Annotated in this window: 15 protein-coding genes; 10 read left to right on the top strand and 5 right to left on the bottom strand. The window is 72.2% G+C overall.

From position 1 onward, the window contains the following. The first annotated feature begins 441 nt into the window (after positions 1-441). The 4 genes from WYO_RS00965 to WYO_RS00980 are packed head-to-tail and all read left to right on the top strand — an operon-like array spanning position 442 to position 4,415. A complete protein-coding gene (locus tag WYO_RS00965) occupies positions 442-1,761 on the top strand; it encodes a LarC family nickel insertion protein (RefSeq protein ID WP_007557954.1) in 1,320 nt (439 codons plus the stop codon). After that, positions 1,761-2,573 (top strand): hypothetical protein, encoded by an 813-nt coding sequence (locus tag WYO_RS00970; protein WP_007557956.1) that lies wholly within the window; start codon positions 1,761-1,763, stop codon positions 2,571-2,573. Before WYO_RS00965 ends, WYO_RS00970 begins: the two co-directional genes overlap by 1 nt. Then, positions 2,570-3,250, top strand: coding sequence for a nickel pincer cofactor biosynthesis protein LarB (gene larB, locus WYO_RS00975; protein ID WP_007557957.1), 681 nt, complete (start codon positions 2,570-2,572; stop codon positions 3,248-3,250). Before WYO_RS00970 ends, larB begins: the two co-directional genes overlap by 4 nt. Positions 3,251-3,305: 55 nt before the next feature. Beyond that, on the top strand, positions 3,306-4,415 hold the full coding sequence (locus WYO_RS00980; RefSeq protein WP_007557959.1) for an aldo/keto reductase: 1,110 nt from the start codon (positions 3,306-3,308) through the stop codon (positions 4,413-4,415). Between the two features lie 212 nt (positions 4,416-4,627). Here WYO_RS00980 and WYO_RS00985 read toward each other — a convergent pair whose 3' ends face one another. Together WYO_RS00985 and WYO_RS00990 are read right to left on the bottom strand one after the other, a co-directional pair. Further along, positions 4,628-6,901: a xanthine dehydrogenase family protein molybdopterin-binding subunit gene (locus WYO_RS00985; RefSeq protein WP_007557961.1), complete on the bottom strand. Its 2,274-nt coding sequence runs from the start codon at positions 6,899-6,901 to the stop codon at positions 4,628-4,630. A gap of 144 nt (positions 6,902-7,045) precedes the next feature. Then, positions 7,046-7,591, bottom strand: coding sequence for a PepSY domain-containing protein (locus WYO_RS00990; protein ID WP_007557963.1), 546 nt, complete (start codon positions 7,589-7,591; stop codon positions 7,046-7,048). A 236-nt stretch (positions 7,592-7,827) separates the two neighbouring features. On the opposite strand from WYO_RS00990, the gene WYO_RS00995 reads away from it, so the two are divergent. From WYO_RS00995 to WYO_RS01005, 3 genes are all read left to right on the top strand, one after another. Beyond that, on the top strand, positions 7,828-9,066 hold the full coding sequence (locus tag WYO_RS00995; protein ID WP_007557966.1) for an alanine--glyoxylate aminotransferase family protein: 1,239 nt from the start codon (positions 7,828-7,830) through the stop codon (positions 9,064-9,066). A gap of 107 nt (positions 9,067-9,173) precedes the next feature. Further along, complete coding sequence (locus WYO_RS01000) at positions 9,174-9,461, top strand: hypothetical protein (RefSeq protein WP_007557968.1); 288 nt, start codon at positions 9,174-9,176, stop codon at positions 9,459-9,461. Positions 9,462-9,510: 49 nt separating this feature from the next. After that, a complete protein-coding gene (locus WYO_RS01005) occupies positions 9,511-9,759 on the top strand; it encodes a hypothetical protein (protein WP_007557970.1) in 249 nt (82 codons plus the stop codon). Between the two features lie 52 nt (positions 9,760-9,811). Here the strand turns inward: WYO_RS01005 and WYO_RS01010 are convergent, their stop codons facing one another. Both WYO_RS01010 and WYO_RS01015 read right to left on the bottom strand, forming a co-directional pair. Next, entirely contained in the window at positions 9,812-10,576 is a 765-nt protein-coding gene (locus WYO_RS01010; protein WP_007557973.1) for a 3-hydroxyacyl-CoA dehydrogenase, read from the bottom strand. 111 nt (positions 10,577-10,687) lie between these two features. Next, the gene (locus WYO_RS01015) at positions 10,688-11,575 is read right to left on the bottom strand and encodes a LysR family transcriptional regulator (RefSeq protein ID WP_007557975.1); all 888 of its coding nucleotides are present in this window, start codon (positions 11,573-11,575) and stop codon (positions 10,688-10,690) included. Between the two features lie 88 nt (positions 11,576-11,663). Between WYO_RS01015 and WYO_RS01020 the strand changes: the two genes are divergently transcribed. Both WYO_RS01020 and WYO_RS01025 read left to right on the top strand, forming a co-directional pair. Continuing rightward, positions 11,664-12,638, top strand: coding sequence for a quinone oxidoreductase (locus tag WYO_RS01020; protein ID WP_007557977.1), 975 nt, complete (start codon positions 11,664-11,666; stop codon positions 12,636-12,638). Between the two features lie 169 nt (positions 12,639-12,807). Next, entirely contained in the window at positions 12,808-13,203 is a 396-nt protein-coding gene (locus WYO_RS01025) for a DUF3307 domain-containing protein (RefSeq protein WP_007557979.1), read from the top strand. A 13-nt stretch (positions 13,204-13,216) separates the two neighbouring features. On the opposite strand, the gene WYO_RS01030 is transcribed toward WYO_RS01025, so the two are convergent. Further along, a complete protein-coding gene (locus WYO_RS01030; protein WP_007557981.1) occupies positions 13,217-15,469 on the bottom strand; it encodes a cyclic nucleotide-binding domain-containing protein in 2,253 nt (750 codons plus the stop codon). 330 nt (positions 15,470-15,799) lie between these two features. Here WYO_RS01030 and WYO_RS01035 point away from each other — a divergent pair, with 330 nt between their 5' ends. Then, positions 15,800-17,188: a hypothetical protein gene (locus WYO_RS01035; RefSeq protein ID WP_007557984.1), complete on the top strand. Its 1,389-nt coding sequence runs from the start codon at positions 15,800-15,802 to the stop codon at positions 17,186-17,188. Positions 17,189-17,234 lie beyond the last annotated feature (46 nt).

Consider the following 17,234-nt stretch of genomic DNA (forward strand, 5'->3'; position numbering starts at 1 on the left):
CCCCCCCCATCAGAGGTCGCTGCCTTGAACTAGCTGGTGCCACTCCGCATCTGCGATTAGACGCTTGCGGGAAAGCGCCAAGGCGGCCAAGCAGAGGACAAATTCGGCCATTGGGGGGGAAGCCTTCCGCCAAGCCTGAGATTGTCTCTCTCTCAGAGCTGAAGTCGCCGGACGACAGGCCAATGGCTGCTTTCGGGATGCTCCGACGCCTTTCTGTATGGCTGGCATGAGGCGAAAGCAGACGCCCTACGCACAAGCGAATTGGGTTCCGATCCTGGCGGATGGCGCCTCCGAGACCGGTCCCCGCGCCTGTGCGCCGGGGAGCTGGTCGGGCGTGACGGCGATACGCCGCGTCGCCGGACCGGCACCGCCTCCCTTGCCTTGTGCCCGCCGCGGACGATCTGAGCGGCATCAGGAACCGGTTCGGGCCGACCGACACACATGCATATCCACCTCGACGCGCTCGGCGGCGTGGCCGGCGACATGTTCGCCGCCGCGCTGCTCGACGCCTTTCCCGAGCATCTGGAGGGCGTGCGCGCGAGCGTGCGGGCCGTCGATCCGCGCATCGCCTGCGCCGCGTCCGAGCACAATGACGGCATCCTGCGGGGGCTGCGCTTCGCGGTCTCGGCCCCGGGGGCGGAGACGGTCCCCACGCCGCATCGCCACGGCGCCCATGCGGACCACCACCATCACGATCATCACGATCACGATCACCCGCACGATCACCCGCACAGCCATGCGCACGATCCGGCGCCGCACGGCCACCGGCCCTGGTCCGAGATCCGCGCGGAGCTGGAGCGGGCGGAGCTCGCGCCGGCCGTCCGGGCGCATGCGCTGGCGATCTTCGGGCACCTCGCCGACGCCGAGGCGCGGGTCCACGGCATCGCGGTCGACGCCGTGGCGTTCCACGAGGTCGGCGCCTTCGATTCGATCGCCGACATCGTCGCCGCCGCCCACCTGATCGCCGCCCTCGAGGTGCGGAGCTGGAGCGTCTCGGCGCTGCCGCTCGGCTCCGGCCGGGTGCGGACCCAGCACGGCCCCCTGCCGGTGCCGGCCCCCGCCACCACGCTCCTGCTCGAAGGTTTCTCGACCCTCGATGACGGGATCCCGGGCGAGCGCGTGACGCCCACCGGCGCCGCGATCCTGCGCCATCTCTGCGGCCTCAAGCCCGGGCGCGGCCGGCCCCCCGGCACGATCGGGCGGAGCGGCATCGGTTTCGGCACGAAGAGCCTGCCGGGCCTCAGCAATTGCCTGCGCGCCCTCGTGCTCGACGCGGCGGCCGCATCCCGGCCGGACCGGGCCGAGCTGGCCGTCATCGCCTTCGAGATCGACGACCAGTCGGGCGAGGACCTGGCCATGGGCCTCGACCGCCTGCGCGCGGAGCCCGGCGTGCGCGACGTCGTGCAGATGCCGGTCCTGGGCAAGAAGGGCCGGATGATGGCCCATATCCAGGCCCTGGTGCAGCCCGAGAGCCTGGAGGCGGCGATCGCGGCCTGCTTCCGCGAGACCACCACGATCGGGCTGCGCCACCACCGGGTCGCGCGGGCAATGCTCGACCGGGAGGCCGTGACGGTCGCGCCGGAGGGGCGGCGGGTCCGGGTCAAGGTGGTCGACCGGCCGGGCGGGCGCACCGCCAAGGCCGAGGCCGACGACGCCCTGGACCAGGCGGGCCAGGCGGAGCGGGCGCGCCTGCGGGCCGAGGCCGAGGGCCTCGCGTTGCAGGAGATGACGAAGCACGAGATCACGAAGGTGGACCGGTGATGCGCGCGCAGCTCGAAGCCGTGCTGGCGGAACTCGGGCCCGTCGCGGTGGCGGTGAGCGGCGGGGTCGACAGCCTGACGCTGGCCACCCTCGCCCACCGCCTGGCACCGCACGCGGTCCTCGTGGTCCACGCAGTTTCCCCGGCCGTGCCCGGCGAGGCGACCGCGCGGGTCCGGGCCGAGGCCGCCCGGGAGGGCTGGGACCTGCGGGTGATCGAGGCCGGCGAGTTCGCCGACCCGGCCTACCGGGCCAACCCGGTCAACCGCTGCTTCTTCTGCAAGACCAACCTGTACGGGGCGATCCGCAGCGTCACCGAGCGGCAGATCCTGTCGGGCGCCAATCGCGACGATCTCGGCGAGTACCGCCCCGGCCTCGACGCCGCCCGGGAGCACGGCGTGCGCCACCCCTACGTGGAGGCGGGCCTCGACAAGGCGGCCGTCCGGGCGCTCGCCCGCGACCTCGGCCTCGGGACCGTGGCCGAATTGCCGTCCGCGCCCTGCCTGTCGAGCCGGGTCGAGACCGGCATCCCGATCGAGCCCGAGACCCTGGGCTTCATCCACGCGGTCGAGCGGCTGGTCGGCGGCGCCCTCGATGCCGGCACGGGCGCCCGGCGGGCCGTCCGCTGCCGGGTGCGGGCCGAGGGCGTGGTGGTGGAACTCGATCCCGGCAGCCTCGCCGCCCTCGACCCGGGGCGTCGCGAAGAACTCGGGGCCGGCATCCGGGAGATCGCGCCGCCGCGTCTCGCCGGCCCGGTCCGGTTCGCCCCCTACCGGGTCGGCAGCGCCTTCCTGACCGGAGCCTCGCCCATATGAGCGTCGCGGACGAATTCACCCTCGACTTCGCCCGGCCCGAGCGGATCGGCCTGGAGGAGGCGATCTTCTGCGCCGGCAAGAGCCCTGAGCAGATCGACGCGATCCTGGTCGCTGCCGGGGACCGGGGCGCCTCGCTGTTCCTGACCCGGCTCGACCCGGAGAAGTGCTCCCGGCTCGGGGCTGCGGCGCGGCTCGACTATTGCCCGGTCTCGCGCACGGCGGTGTTCGGGCAGCCCCCGGCCGTCGCCGGCCCGGCCCGGGTCGCCGTTGTGGCGGCCGGCACCTCGGACGTGCCCGTCGCCCGGGAGACCCTGCGCACGCTCGGCTATGCCGGCCGCGCCGCGACGCTCTTCGCCGATGTCGGCGTCGCCGGCCTGTGGCGGCTGACCACGCGGCTGGAGGAGATCCGGGCGCATCCGGTGGTGATCGTCGCCGCCGGCATGGATGCGGCGCTGCCGAGCGTGGTCGGCGGCCTCGTGGCCGGCGCGGTGATCGCGGTCCCGACCTCCGTGGGCTACGGCGTCGCCGCGGGCGGGCGCACGGCCCTCGATGCGGTGCTGGCGAGCTGCGCGCCCGGGATCACGGTGGTCAATATCGACAACGGCTACGGGGCGGCCTGCGCCGCCCTGCGCCTGCTCAACGCGGCGAGCCGCCTCGCCCAGGAGGTCGAACGATGATGTCCCGCCACCCGTTACCCTCCGAACCGAATCCCCTCCCGAACGGAGATATCCGATGGAACGCCGCAGCTTCCTCCAGGGCGCCGTGCTCGGCGCGGGCCTCGCGGGCGCCGGCAGCGCAGGTGCGGCCGTGAACGTCCCGCCGCTTCCGAATACCCGGCCCCAGGACCCGGCCGACCTGCCGCTGATCACCGATCCGGGCGAGCGCCGGGGCGAGATGCTCTACCGCAGCTTCGGCCGGACCGCGGAAAAGATCTCGGCGATCGGGATGGGCGGGTTCCACCTCGGCAAGAGTGCGGTGACCGACGACGAGGCGACCCGGCTGATCCACGAAGGCGTCGATCGCGGCATCACCTTCATGGACAATTGCTGGGACTACAACGACGGCCGCTCCGAGCTGCGCATGGGCGCGGCGCTGGCCCAGGGCGGCTATCGCGACAAGGTCTTCCTGATGTCCAAGATGGACGGGCGGACCAAGGAGGAGGCGCTCAAGCAGATCGACCAGTCGCTCCTGCGCCTGCGCACCGACCGGATCGACCTCGTCCAGCACCACGAGATCCTGCGCTACGACGACCCGGACCGCGTCTTCGCGGAGGGCGGGGCCATGGAGGGCTTCCTCGAGGCCAAGAAGCAGGGCAAGCTGCGCTATATCGGCTTCACCGGCCACAAGGACCCGCGCATCCACCTGCAGATGCTGGCGGTGGCGCAGGAGCACGGCTTCCACTTCGATTCCTGCCAGATGCCGCTCAACGTGATGGACGCGCATTTCCGCTCGTTCGGCCATCTCGTGCTGCCGCACCTCGTGGCCGAGGGCATCGCGCCGCTCGCCATGAAGACCTTCGGCGACGGGGTGATCCTGAAGGCCGACGCGCCGATCAAGCCGCTGGAATACCTGCACTTCTCGCTGAACCTGCCGGTCTCGGTGGTGATCACCGGCATCCAGAACCAGCGCGACCTCGACCAGGCCTTCGAGGCGGTGAAGACCTTCAAGCCCATGGACAAGGCGACGGTAGCCGAATTGCTGGCGCGCTCGAAGCCCTACGCGCTGGAGGGCAAGTACGAGCTGTTCAAGACGAGCGCGACCTTCGACGGCACCGCCAAGAACGCGGCCTGGCTCGGCGAGGACGTGCAGGGCGTGAAGAAGCTCGCGCCGACGATGGAGTAGGGTTTTAAGGCGAAGTGAGCCCTCCCCGGGGAGGGCTTTTCAGAGCCCGAAAATGTTTCGGTTGCCTCGATCATCCACCACGTCATCCCGGGTTCGCCTCCGGCGCCCCGGGATGACACGGCGGTCTATCCTGCCCTGGCTGCATCATCGATCGCAGCAGGACCTGCGTCGTCCCAGGCTTTCTCAGAACGATCTTCCGTTGAGTGATCGCCTCACGCCACGTCCTCCAGCCGGATCGGCAGCTTGCGGATCCGGCGGCCGGTGGCGTGGTGGACGGCGTTGGCGATGGCGGCGTTGACGCCGATGATGCCGAGCTCGCCCAGGCCCTTGAGGCCGAGGGCGTCGACCCGGTCGTCCGGGTCCGGCACCAGCAGCGCCTCGACCTCCGGGGCGTCGGCCGAGGTCGGGACGAGATACTCGGCGAGATCCGGATTGCGGTAGGCTGCCCCGTCCAGCACGGTCTCTTCCAGCAGCGCCGAGCCGAGGCCCCAGATCATCCCGCCGGTGAGCTGGCTCCGGGCGGTCAGCGGGTTGAGGATCCGCCCCGCCGCGAAGGCGCCGGTGAGCCGGGCCACCCGGATCTCTCCCGTCTCGCCATGGATGTGGACCTCCGCGAACTGCGCCCCGAACCCCCAGGAGACCGCGCGCCCGCCGCCGCCGAAGGCGAGCCCGATATGGCCCTGCCGCAGGCCCGCCAGCGCCTTCTCCCGGTCCCCGCCCGCGGGCACGAACTCGGCCAGCGTCTCGACCCCCGCGGGGCCGATCGCCTCGGCCAGCACGATGCCGGTGCCGTCCGGGGCTGAAAGCCGCCCGCCCGCCAGCGACAGGGCGCCCGGGTCCCGCCCGGCGAGACGGCCGCCGGAGGCGGTCGCCGCTTGGGCCAGGTTCTCCCAGATCTGCCTGCAGCCGAGATCAAGCGCGTTCATCAGGCTCGTGGTCGTGCTCGAGCCGCCCGAGATGCCGGCCGCCGGCAGCGCCGTGTCGCCGAGCCGGACCGTCACCCGCTCCACCGGCACGCCGAGGCCCTCGGCCGCCCCCATGGCCAGCAGCGTGGTGATGCCGTTGCCGATCTCGTGATGGGCGCAGGCGACCTCCGCGGTCCCGTCCGGGTTCAGCCGCACCCGCAGGGTCGCGGCCGCGATTTTCACCGGCCGCACCGAGGCCGCGCAGCCGAGGCCCACGCGCCAGGGCCCGTCCCGCATCGTTCCCGGACGCGGCGCCCGCCGCGCCCAGCCGAAGGCCCGCGCGCCGGCGTCGAAGCAGGCCATGAGCGGCCGGGTCGAGAACGGCTTGCCGGAGACCGGATCGATCGCGGTGTCGTTGCGCCGCCGCAGGGCGATCGGGTCCATCCCGAGGGCCACGGCCATCTCGTCGACGGCGCTCTCCAGGGCGAACAGGTAGGGCACCTCCGGGGGCGCCCGCATCGGCCCCGGGGTGTTGCGATCGACCCGCACCGCCCGCTCCTCGGTCCGGATCGCCGGGCAGGCATAGAGGCTCGCCGTGACCTCGGCCCCCTCCATGACGAACGGGTCGAACCGCGACGTTACCGTCTCGGCCTCGTGCACCAGGGCGGTGAACCGGCCGTCGCTTTCGGCCCCGAGCCGGATGGCGTGGCGCGATTCCGGCCGGTAATTGGCGATGGTGAAGCATTGCCGCCGGGTCGGGACCAGCGAGACCGGCCGGCCGAGACGCCGGGCCGCCAGGGCGACCAGGGCCGTGTGCTGCGACAGCGCGAATTTCGAGCCGAAATGGCCGCCGATCAGCCCGGACACGACCCGCACCTGCGCGGGATCGAGGCCGAGCTGCGCCGCGAGCCCGTGCTGCACGGCGCCGACATAGCGGGTCGGCTCGTGCACGGTGAGCCTGTCGCCGTCCCAGGCGGCCCGGGTGGTGAACAGCTCGATCGGGTTGTGGTGCTGGATCGGGGTCTCGTAGCGCGCCTCGATCCGGATCGCGGCCGCTCGCAACCCGGCCTCGGCGTCGCCCCGGGCGATGTCCTCGTGCTGGGCCTTGAGATCCGCCAGCCGGACGGTCTCGGCCCCCGGCGCGTCGAAGCCGCCGGCGGCGGGCTCCTCCGCGTAGGCGACCCGCACCGCGCCGGCCGCCTCCTCGGCGGCCTCCTGGGTGGCGGCCACCACCAGGGCCACGATCTGGCCGGCATAGGCGACCGCGTCGGAGTCGAGCGGCCGGTGCGAGCTGTTGGCGTAGCCGCCGGCCATCAGGTGCTTCACCGGTGCCACCGCCCCGGCGAAGTCCCGGTGGGTGAAGATCCCCAGCACCCCCGGCACCCGCTCGGCGGCGCCGAGGTCGAACCCGGTGATCCGGCCGCACGCGATGGTGCTGGTGACCAGGGCGGCGCGGGCCATCGTCTCCGGCCCGGGGCGGTCGGAGGCGTAGACCGCCCGGCCGGTCACCTTGTCGGGCCCTTCGACCCGGGTCCGGGCCGTCCCGAGGATCGGTTGGGCGCCCCGCGTGCCTGATTCCATGTTCGCGCTCCCGGTCCGCCATATCGTCCGGGAGCAATCGCCGAGGCGGCCGCCCGGCTCCGCGGCCGGGCGGCGGGGCGACACCATGCAGCGGCGGGGCGGTTTTGGGACGGCCCCGCCGCGTCGGGTGGTGATCCTACGGGATCAGTCGACCACCTTGCCGTCCGGGCCGACCTTGACCTTCTGGTCCTTGTCGGCGCCGGCCACCTTGATCTCGTACTGGACCGCGGAGCCGTCCTTCTCGACCTCGGCCTCGTAGGCCTTGCCGCCGCCGGCCTTCTGCTCGGCGATGGCGAGCGCGTCCTTGAGCGAGGTCTTGGCGTTCTGGAAATCGGCGGGCTTCAGCCGGGTGAAGTAGCGCTCGATCGGCTGGTTCTCGGTCTTGTACAGCGCGCCGGTATCGGCGTTGATGCCGTATTCCACCAGCTTGCCGCTCGGGTAGACGACCTTCACGGCGTAATGCGCCGGGTTCTTGCTGTCGGCCTTCTCGAAATCGGCGTCGATGGCGCGGCCGCCCTTCTCGTCGCCCTGCGACTCGGCGGTGGTCAGCGCCTGGGCGAGGCCGACCTTGGCGACCTTGGCGACCTGCCATTCCTTCTGGTTGCTGTCGGTCTGGGTGGTGGTCTGGGCCAGGGCGAGGCTCGTCGAGAGGGCGAGCAGTCCGGCCGCGGTGGCGAAGCGTTTCATCATGGCGGGTATCCCCCTTTGCGGGTTCGGTCTGGGTTGGGTCGATGTCGGGACCTTGAAACGCCGAGGGGCGTGCAGGGTTTCCGTCCTTGGGAAAAAACGCTCTGCTTGATCGAACCGCCGCGGATCCGTAGCAGCATGCGCGAGCGCGACATGGCCGGAGGGATTTGGCCGGAGGGATTTGGCCGGAGGATTGCGTCGCCCCGCCCGGAATGCGCGACAGCGAAGGAAGTCAGCCCGTGCTCGAGCAGATCGGCGAGATCGACCCGCCCCAGCGGCTCCTGATGGGGCCGGGACCCGTCAATGCCCATCCGCGCGTGCTGCGCGCCATGTCGGCCGACCTGCTCGGGCAGTTCGACCCCGAGATGACCGCCTACATGAACGAGGTGATGGCGCTCTACCGCCCGATCTTCGGCACCGAGAACCGCTGGACCTTCCTGGTCGACGGCACGGCGCGGGCCGGGATCGAGGCGGCCCTGGTGAGCCTGGTCGCCCCCGGCGAGCGGGTGCTGGTGGTCAATTTCGGCCGGTTCGGCCTGCTGCTCACCGAGATCCTGGAGCGGGTCGGCGCCGTGGTCGAGACCGTGGACGCGCCCTGGGGCGCGGTGGTGCCCCTGGAGGCGATCGCCGCCGCGGTGGAGCGCTTCGGCCCGAAGGTCGTGGCGACCGTGCACGGCGACACCTCCACCACCATGGCCCAGCCCCTCGACGGGCTCGGCGACCTCTGCCGCCGGGCCGGCGCCCTCTCCTACGTCGACGCCACCGCGACGATCGGGGGCATGGAGATCGCCGCCGACCGCTGGGGCGTCGACGTGGTGACCGGCGGCCTGCAGAAATGCCTCGGCGGCCCCTCGGGCTCGTCGCCGATCACCGTCTCGGCGGCGGCGGCCGAGCGGATCTTCTCCCGGCGCCATGTCGAGCACGGCATCCGCCGGGACGACATCGACGACGGCTCGGGCGTGAGGATCGGCTCGAACTATTTCGACCTCGCCATGATCATGGATTACTGGTCGGAGAAGCGCCTGAACCACCACACCGAGGCGACCACGATGCTGTACGGGGCGCGGGAATGCGCCCGGGTGGTGCTGGGCGAGGGGCTGGCGGCCTGCTACCGCCGGCACGCCGCCGCCGGGCGCGCCGTCGCGGCGGGCATCCGGGCCATGGGGCTCACCGTGTTCGGCGACGACCGCTACCGGATGACCAACGTCACCGCGCTCTACATCCCGGACGGGGTCGACGGCGAGGCGGTGCGGCGCCGGATGCGGGAGGATTTCGAGATCGAGATCGGCACCGCCTTCGGGCCGCTGGCCGGCAAGGTCTGGCGGATCGGCGCGATGGGCTACAATGCCCGCAAGCACAAGGTTCTGATCACCCTGGGCGCCCTGGAGGCGGTCCTGCGGGCGGAAGGGTTTTCCGTCCCGCCGGGCGCCGGCGTCGCGGCGGCCCTGGCCGCCTGGAGCGAGAGCGCGGCGGCCTGATCGCGGCTCGCCCCGGGATCGACCAAGCCGGCCGCGGGAGCGTATGCCTGACGCGATGCGTCGCCCGTCCCCCGGACGGTGCGGCGCCCTGGTCCGGGAGATCCCGCATGCCCGATACGCGAGAGGCCGCTGCGCCGCCCCAGGTCGAGGGCGTCATCGAGGCGCCCATCGTCTATTTCGAGACCGTCTCGGCCTTCGGGGTCGGGGCGGGGATCGGGCGGATGACCCTGGAGATGGAAGTCTACGAGCCGACCGAGCCCGGCGCCCCGTCCCGGACGCGCCGGCGGGTCGTCGCGCATCTGCGCGGGCCGCTGCCCGCCTTCGAAGCCCTGCGCAGCGCCATCAACCAGATGGAAGCGATGCTGACCCCGCCCGCCGGCGAGCGGCCGAATTGAAGCCTGCTGTCGTACGACACCCGAGCAGGCGCCCCCAACGGAGCAACCCATGACCGACAACGAGCCGGAACCGCTGGACGACTTCACCCGCGTGCACGCGAAGCTCTCCGCCCTGGAGATCGTCCTGGGCGTCCTGATCGGGCGCCTGTCGGAGGAGAATCCCGAGATCCGCGAGGACGTGAAGCGCGACGTCGCCGCGATCCTGTCCGACATGCCGGTCGAGGGCCCGAGCGAGGAGCTGATCGTCACCGAGGTGCGCCGGGCCGCCGAGCTCCTGACCAGCGTCTCGATCGGCTAGAGCGTCGTCCCGGACGGCGGCCGCCGGCTTCCGGGACGCTGCGTTCACGCGCTCAGCGGGGCGGCATCCGCAGCGCCCCGTCGAGGCGGATCGTCTCGCCGTTCAGCATCGGGTTCTCGCAGATGTGCCGGACAAGGTCGGCATATTCCGACGGGCGGCCCAGGCGCGGCGGGAAGGGCACGCTCTGGCCGAGGGCGTCCTGCACCTCCTGGGGCATCCCGGCCATCATGGGGGTCTCGAAGATCCCTGGCGCGATGGTGACGACCCGGATGCCGTGGCGGGCCAGCTCCCGGGCGATCGGCAGGGTCATCGAGACCACGCCGCCCTTCGAGGCCGCGTAGGCCGCCTGCCCGATCTGGCCGTCGAAGGCCGCGACCGAGGCGGTGTTGACGATCACGCCCCGGGCGCCCTCCGCATCGGGCGCCTCCTTGGCGATCGCCGCGGCGGCGAGCCGGATCATGTTGAACGTGCCGATCAGGTTGACCGACACCGCCCGGGCGAAGCTGTCGAGCCGGTGCGGGCCGTCGCGGCCGACCACCTTCTCGCCCGGCGCGATCCCGGCGCAGTTGACGAGCCCGTGCAGGTGCCCGAATGCGTCGAGCGCCGCCTGGACCGCCGCCTGCCCGTCCGCCTCGCTGGTGACGTCGGTGGCCGCGAACCGCGCCTGCGCGCCCAGCTCCGCCGCCACGCCGGCCCCGGCCTCCCGGGCGATATCGGCCACCACCACGCTGGCGCCCGCCGCCACGAGGCTGCGCGCCACCGCGGCGCCGAGCCCCGAGCCCGCGCCGGTGACGATGTAGACGCGATCCTTGATCATCCTGGCTCCCCCCGTTCGTCGAAGCCCCCGGCGTAGCGCGGGATCATGAAGTCCGGAAGGCGGGTCCGACGGCTTGACCAGACCGGCCCGGGCCGCGCCTCGGCGAACCGGTCATGGCGCCCCGATCTCATCCGCTCGCGCAGTCACCGGACATCCCTGGCCGATCACCCGCGCCAGAAACGCCAGCGCTGCGCGAATCACGGGCGAGCGCTTGAGGTCGGGATAGGTGACGAGCCAGATGTCCCGGGATGGCGGCATCCCCTCGACCGGGAGGCGGACCAGGGCCGAATCCCCGTCCCCGAGGAAGCGGGGCAGGACCACGGCGCCGAGGCCGGCCCGGGCCGCCTCCTGCTGACCGAACAGGTCGCTCGCCTGAAACACGATCGGCCGGCCGGCCAGCAGGCTCCGCAGCCAGGCCTGCTGAGGGACGTGCTCCAGGGCGGAATCGTAGCCGATGAAGGTCCAGTCCGCCGGAGGCTTCGTCGCCTCGCCCGGGGTCGCGTAGAGCCCGAACCGCATCGCGCCGATCCGGCGGATCAGGAGATCCGGATCGTCGGGGCGCGTCAGCCGCACGGCGATCTCCGCCTCCCCGCGATCGAGCGCCGCGATCCTGGCGGCGCCGGACAGGACCAGGGTGATGCCGGGATGCGCCCGATGGAAGCCCGCCACCTGCGGCGCGATCAGGCGGGCCGCGACGGCGGGCGGCGCGCTGATCCGGACCGTCGCGACCGGCGCCTCGGCGTAGCCCCGGGCACGGCGCTCGATCGCCTGCACGGTTCCGGTGATCTCCGACGCCAAGGCCGCGATGGCGATCCCCTCCGGGGTGAGCGTGACCCGGCGCGGCAGGCGCTCGATCAGCCTCAGCGCCAGGGCGTCCTCGAGGGACGCGACCCGCCGGCCGATCGTCGCGTGATCGACCCCGAGCGCCCGCGCCGCGGCCGAGAGCGAGCCGGCCTGCGCGAGCACTGCGAAGTGGTGGAGATCCTGCCAATCGACCATCGGTGCAGTTCTGCACGAGGCCGGTGAAGAGATCCCGAATTCTCTCACAGATCAAAACGCGGTTCGCTGCCCGGGCAGGAGATGAACCATGACGACAGCGATGATGATGAGCGAACCCGGCGCGCCGGAAGTCCTGACGGCGAGCGCGATCGACCTGGGCGAGCCTGGGGCGGGGCAGGTCCGCATCCGCCAATCCGTGATCGGCGTGAATTTCGTCGACATCTACTTTCGAACCGGCCTCTACCCGCTCGACACCTATCCGGCGGTGCTGGGATTCGAGGGGGCCGGGATGGTCGAGGCCGTCGGGCCGGAGGTCACGTCGCTGAAGCCTGGCGACCGGGTCGCCTATCACGGCGCACCGATGGGCGCCTATGCCGAGGCCCGGATCCTGCCGGCGGAACGTCTGGTGCGGCTGCCCGACGCCCTCCCCGATCGCGTCGTCGGCGGCACGATGCTGCGCGGCCTGACCGCCCACATGCTGCTGCACACGGTCCGGGCGGTCGGACCCGGCGACTGGATCCTCGTCCATGCCGCCGCGGGCGGGCTCGGCCAGATCGTCACCCGCTGGGCGAAGCGCCTCGGCGCGCATGTGGTCGGCACGGTCGGTTCCGCGGGAAAGCGCGTGCCGGCCCTGGAGGCCGGAGCCGATGCGGTCTTCCTGCACGGCGAGGGCGACTGGCCCGAGCGGACGCGGATCCTGGCGGATGGGCAGGGGGTGCATCTGGCGATCGACGGCATCGGCGGCGGCATGCTGGCCCGGACCTTCGCGGCGGTCCGGCCGTTCGGGATCGTGGCGAGCCTCGGCCAGCCGGCCGGACCGATTCCACCGTTCCGGGTCGAGACCCTGGGAGCCGGCCGCCCGGTCGCGCTGATACGGCCGAGCGTGCTCGCCTATGCCAACGATCCCGACTTGTACCGCCGCGGCAGCGCCGACCTGATCGCGGCCCTGCAAGACGGCCTGACCAGCCCGATCGGAGCCGAGTACGACCTCCGGGACGCGGCCCGGGCCCATGCCGACCTCGAAGGCGGACGCACGACGGGGCGCGTCGTCCTCACGGTTTAGGGCGGAGGGCCGGGGCCTTTTGAAAACCCCGATTCGCCCCGCGTCCGGTGGTGGCCTGTGCGAGCCATCACAAGGGCGGGACACAGCGCGGGTGTATGAAAGGGTACTACGATTCGAGGCGCGGGATCGGATCACCCCGCGCGGTTCCGCCAGGAGAGACAGGGCCGGAATGCCGTCCGTCGACACGCCCGTTCCGGTGGGGGCCTTCGCGCTCCTGCTCGTCGCCTTCGCGGTGAAGCACCTCGCGGCCGATTTCCTCCTTCAGACCAACTGGATGGCGCAGGGCAAGGAGCGGGCGTCCGCCTGGTTCTGGCCGCTCTGCGCCCATACCGGCCTGCACGGGTTCGGGACCCTGCTGATCGCCCTGGCGGTCAAGCCGGCCCTGTGGTGGCTGGCGCCCGTCGATTTCGTGATCCACACGGCGATCGACCGCGGCAAGGCCGTAATCTGCCAGCGGGCCCGCTTCCCGACCACCGATGCCCGGTTCTGGTGGCTGATCGGGATCGATCAGTTCCTGCACCAGGTGACCCATATCGGGCTCGCCGTATTGCTGGCGGCGGCCTGATCCCCCGGGCGCCTCAGGTCAGCTCGGCCTCCAGCAGCAGATTGGTGTTGGCGACCTTGCCGGCGAGTTCCAGGATCAGGAAGCGCTGCAGGGACAGGGCGAGGTCCGGGCGCTCCCGTTCCATCCGGGCCAGCGCGGCCCGGTCGACGCCGACAACCCGGCAGGGGCTCTCGGCGATGGCGGTGGCGGTGCGCCGTCCGCCCTGCACGAGGCCGATCTCGCCGATCACCGTGCCGGCCGTGGTGGTGCGCAGGCGCAGGTTGGGGCGGCCGGGCACCTCCATCTCGATGGAGACGACGCCCTGTTCGAGGAAGTACAGGGTGTCGGCCGCCTCGCCCTGGCGGAGCAGGGCCTCCCCGGCCGCGAGGGTGCGGACGCCGAGATAGGGCGCGAAATCGGCCGGCGCGAGGGGGCAGCCGAGCCGGTCGGCCATGTGCTCGGCAAACAGCGCGACGGCGCCCTCCCCGCCGATGCCGGCCTCGGCCAGCAGTGTCGCCTCCGCCTCGCGCAGGGCCTCGTCCAGGGTGTCACGCATCCGCAGCCGCGCTCCGGCGAGACCGCCGCGCGCGACCTGCTGGCGGGCCGCCGGGCTCAGATGGACCAGCAGCACGTCGAAGCCGCGCTGCTCGGCGAGCTGGCTGATCTTGCGGAACGCGATCAGGGCCGAGCTGTCGAGCCCGACGCAATCGCGGAAATCCAGGATCAGGGTGCGCAGGGTCCCGGGTTCCGCGGCAATCCGGCGGTAGATCGTCTGCGCGTTGAGGAAGAACAGGTAGCCCTGCAGGGCGTAGATCCGCGTCCGGTGGCCGGATTCGCGCAGCAGCGCGGCGGTGTCAGGCGCGCGGATGATGCTGCTGCGCCGCTCCGAGCCGGCCAGATCCCGGCGCACCGCCGGGATCTGGCCGTACTGGACCGCGAAGATCAGGATCGCCAGCACGACGCCGACCAGGAAGCCCACGGTGGCACCGAACAGGGCGGTCGCCCCGCACACCGCCAGGGCGATGCCGGTCTCCCAGACCGGAAAGGTGCGGCAGGCCAGTGCGAGGTTGACCAGCAGCCCGAGGCCGATGGCGATCAGGGCGCCTCCGGCGAGCGGGCGCGGCAGCAGCGACAGCGGGCTCGCGCCGAACACCAGCAGCGCCGCCATCACGGCCAGCGTCAGCCACCAGCCGAGCCAATGGCTCCCGCCGATATTGTGCAGCAGCAGGGTCGAGGTCCGCCCGAAACCCATGGCGGGGCTGCCGAACAGGCTCCCGACCAGGTTGGCCGCGCCCGAGGCCACGAACATCCGGTCGATGTTGAGCTCGCGCCGCATCTCCAGCTCGACGCTGATGACGTAGAGGATCTGGATGATGACCGCGACGACGATCTCGGTGGCGATCCGGGGCAGGATCGGCAGGAGCAGCGCGGGGTCGAGGGCCTGGAGCGCGAGAACCGCCGGGGCCTGCAGCAGGGATCCCGAGGGCAGCGCCTCGATCAGCCATCCGGCCGCCTGGGCGGCCGCCGTGTCGATGCCCTGCCAGGCGAGGCCGAGATGGACGACCACCAGACTCGCCAGGATGACCGTCGGGTAGGTGCTCCAGTGCTTGATCCGCCGGGGCAGGTAGAAGGCGCAGAACCCGATGACGAAGGTTAGGGCGATGCGCCCGAGCGCTCCGGGATCGATCCGGCTCGGGTCGAGGGCTGCCGGGTCGAGCAGTCCGAGAATCGCGGCGGCGGGATCGTCGAGATGCGCGCCGATCTGCACGCCGCTGCGCAGGAACAGCAGCCCGACGCCGCCGAGGAAGCCGGTCAGGACCGGGTAGGGCAGGAGCTGCGCCAGCAGCGAGGCGCGCAGCGTGCCGAGCAGCGCGAAGACGAGGCCGGTCGCGAAGGTCGAGACGCCGCAGGCGACGAGCACGATCCGGCCCACCGTGGCGGGATCGGTGATGCCCGAATCCCGCAGCGCGCCGGCCACCGCGGCGGCGATGGCCGCCTGCACGATCGCGGCCGCCCCGATGAAGGACAGCGACACCACCACGGTCCGCCGCAGCGCGACGAAGACGAGGCTGCCCAGCACGTAGGCCGCCAGCATCGCCGACATCCCGGCGACGCGGCTCTCGGCGAGCGGGCCGGAAAAGATCAGCTGCGAGAAGCTGATGAGATCGAGGAGCAGCACCATGGCGGCGACGGCCGCCGCCGCGATCGTGCGCGCCGTGCGCATCAGCGCCTCGCGCCCCTCGGTGGTCCGTCTGCCGCTGGCGGAAGCCAAATCGGTGGTTGTCATCGGCACGGCATCCGCATTCCGAAGATGTATCCCAGGCCGGTGCAGCAGATCCCCGGATGTCGCACGCACAGGCGTCGCGGAATTTTGGGAATCGGGCTTGCCCACAGCCTTCTAATCTGATGGCAGTCCGAAGCTTAAATTATCGTGCTGACGGTCAGGGGATAAGGCGGTACTGCCCAGGTTTCAATTAGGTCTTGTGCGCTCTGAACCATGCGGGAACGCGATCCCAGCCGGGCCACTGGGCTATCTCTTTGCTGGGCCTCACGATCATGAGGTAGGATTCCCCTCCCCCGCCTCATGCTCTAAGCCGGCGCCTCACAGGAGCCGCCGATGTCCGCCTCGACCCCCCTGCCCCGTCCCCTGCGCGCCGCGCTCCTGCTCGTCGGCCTCGCCGGGGCCGCGCAGGCCGAGGATGCGCCGTCGATCGCCTGGCCCGAGCCCGGCGGCCGGGCGACGATCAGCCGGGTGTTCAACGGATCCCCGATCACGGTCGGCGTCTCGTCCCGGACCGGCGGCGCGATCGACAGCCTGACCTGGGGCGGCACCGAGTTCATCAACGCCCACGACCACGGCCGGGAGCTGCAATCGGCCTCGTCCTACGACGGCTACGGCGAGTGCCTGAACCCGACCGAGGCGGGCAGCGATTCCGACGGCACGGGCCCGCGCAGCACGACCCTGCTGACGGAGCTGAAGCGGGGTCCGGACACGCTCCAGACGCGGTCGCAGATGGCCTACTGGATCGAGCCGGGCCGCGTCACCGGCAGTTGCCCGAAGGGCCCCGGGCCCCATGCCGGGCCTCGTTCGGACGACGTCCTGGCCAAGACCGTCACCCTGGGCGCGGCGGGCGTGGCCAACGCCATAGCGTACCGCGCCACCTACATCACGGCGCAACCCCACGAATCGGCGACCTTCGAGGCGGCGACCGCCTACATGCCGCCGGACTTCACGGCGTTCTGGAACCTCGACCCGGCGACGGGCCAGTCCGCGCCGCTCTCGGCTGGGCCCGGCGAGCAGGGCGTGCCGGTGATCCTGGCCACTCCCGACGGCTCCCGGGCGATGGGCGTCTACAGCCCCGCCCTCCCCCAGGCGACCGTGCCGAATGCCGGGTACGGCCGGTTCAACTTCGCGACCCTGCCGGGGCCGGGCAACGCCACGGTGAAGTGGAACTGCGTCTTCCGGGAGAACAACGTCCCGGCAGGTGCGCACAGCTACACCTGCTACGTGGTGGTCGGCACCCTGCAGGATGTCCGGGCCGGCCTCGTCGCCCTGCGGGCGGCACTCACCGGCGGGCGGGCGCCTCCCCTCCCCGCCGACCCGGCCCCGGCACCTCAGGCGGCGGCCCCGCCGGCCGCGCGGGCTCCGGGCGTGGCGCTCTATGTCGGGACGCAGCAGGGCTGCAATGCCGGCGAGGTGACGATCGACCCGGGCTACAAGGGCTGCGCCACGGCCCCGATCGGCGCCACCCTGGCGCAGCCCTCCTCGCCCGCCGACACGCCGGTCTATGCCGGCACCGCGGCCGGGCTCGATGCCGGCCTGGTCACCAACAACCCGCGCCATCTCGACGCCGGCACGCGGCCGATCGGCTACCTGGCGAGCGCCGGTGCGGGCGGGACGCCGCTCTATGTCGGCCTGCAGGGCGGCTGCAATGCCGGGGTGGTCTCCACCAATCCGGCCCATCTCAATTGCCGCGGCGCCCCGCTGGGGATCGCCGTGCGGTGAGGCCGGCCGAGGGCGCCGCCCCGGATCCGGGGCGGCGCGTGGTTGT

The organism is Methylobacterium sp. GXF4, from assembly GCF_000272495.1.
GTDB classification, from domain to species: Bacteria; Pseudomonadota; Alphaproteobacteria; order Rhizobiales; family Beijerinckiaceae; genus Methylobacterium; species Methylobacterium brachiatum.

Bases quoted from the DNA above. Each gene is read 5' to 3' on its own strand.
- WYO_RS01035 (WP_007557984.1), top strand. From the start codon at position 15,800: ATGTCCGCCTCGACCCCCCTGCCCCGTCCCCTGCGCGCCGCGCTCCTG.
- WYO_RS01010 (WP_007557973.1), bottom strand. From the start codon at position 10,576: ATGATCAAGGATCGCGTCTACATCGTCACCGGCGCGGGCTCGGGGCTC.
- WYO_RS01030 (WP_007557981.1), bottom strand. From the start codon at position 15,469: ATGACAACCACCGATTTGGCTTCCGCCAGCGGCAGACGGACCACCGAG.
- WYO_RS01015 (WP_007557975.1), bottom strand. From the start codon at position 11,575: ATGGTCGATTGGCAGGATCTCCACCACTTCGCAGTGCTCGCGCAGGCC.
- WYO_RS01020 (WP_007557977.1), top strand. From the start codon at position 11,664: ATGACGACAGCGATGATGATGAGCGAACCCGGCGCGCCGGAAGTCCTG.
- WYO_RS01000 (WP_007557968.1), top strand. From the start codon at position 9,174: ATGCCCGATACGCGAGAGGCCGCTGCGCCGCCCCAGGTCGAGGGCGTC.
- WYO_RS00970 (WP_007557956.1), top strand. From the start codon at position 1,761: ATGCGCGCGCAGCTCGAAGCCGTGCTGGCGGAACTCGGGCCCGTCGCG.
- WYO_RS01005 (WP_007557970.1), top strand. From the start codon at position 9,511: ATGACCGACAACGAGCCGGAACCGCTGGACGACTTCACCCGCGTGCAC.
- WYO_RS01025 (WP_007557979.1), top strand. From the start codon at position 12,808: ATGCCGTCCGTCGACACGCCCGTTCCGGTGGGGGCCTTCGCGCTCCTG.
- WYO_RS00985 (WP_007557961.1), bottom strand. From the start codon at position 6,901: ATGGAATCAGGCACGCGGGGCGCCCAACCGATCCTCGGGACGGCCCGG.
- WYO_RS00990 (WP_007557963.1), bottom strand. From the start codon at position 7,591: ATGATGAAACGCTTCGCCACCGCGGCCGGACTGCTCGCCCTCTCGACG.
- larB (WP_007557957.1), top strand. From the start codon at position 2,570: ATGAGCGTCGCGGACGAATTCACCCTCGACTTCGCCCGGCCCGAGCGG.
- WYO_RS00965 (WP_007557954.1), top strand. From the start codon at position 442: ATGCATATCCACCTCGACGCGCTCGGCGGCGTGGCCGGCGACATGTTC.
- WYO_RS00980 (WP_007557959.1), top strand. From the start codon at position 3,306: ATGGAACGCCGCAGCTTCCTCCAGGGCGCCGTGCTCGGCGCGGGCCTC.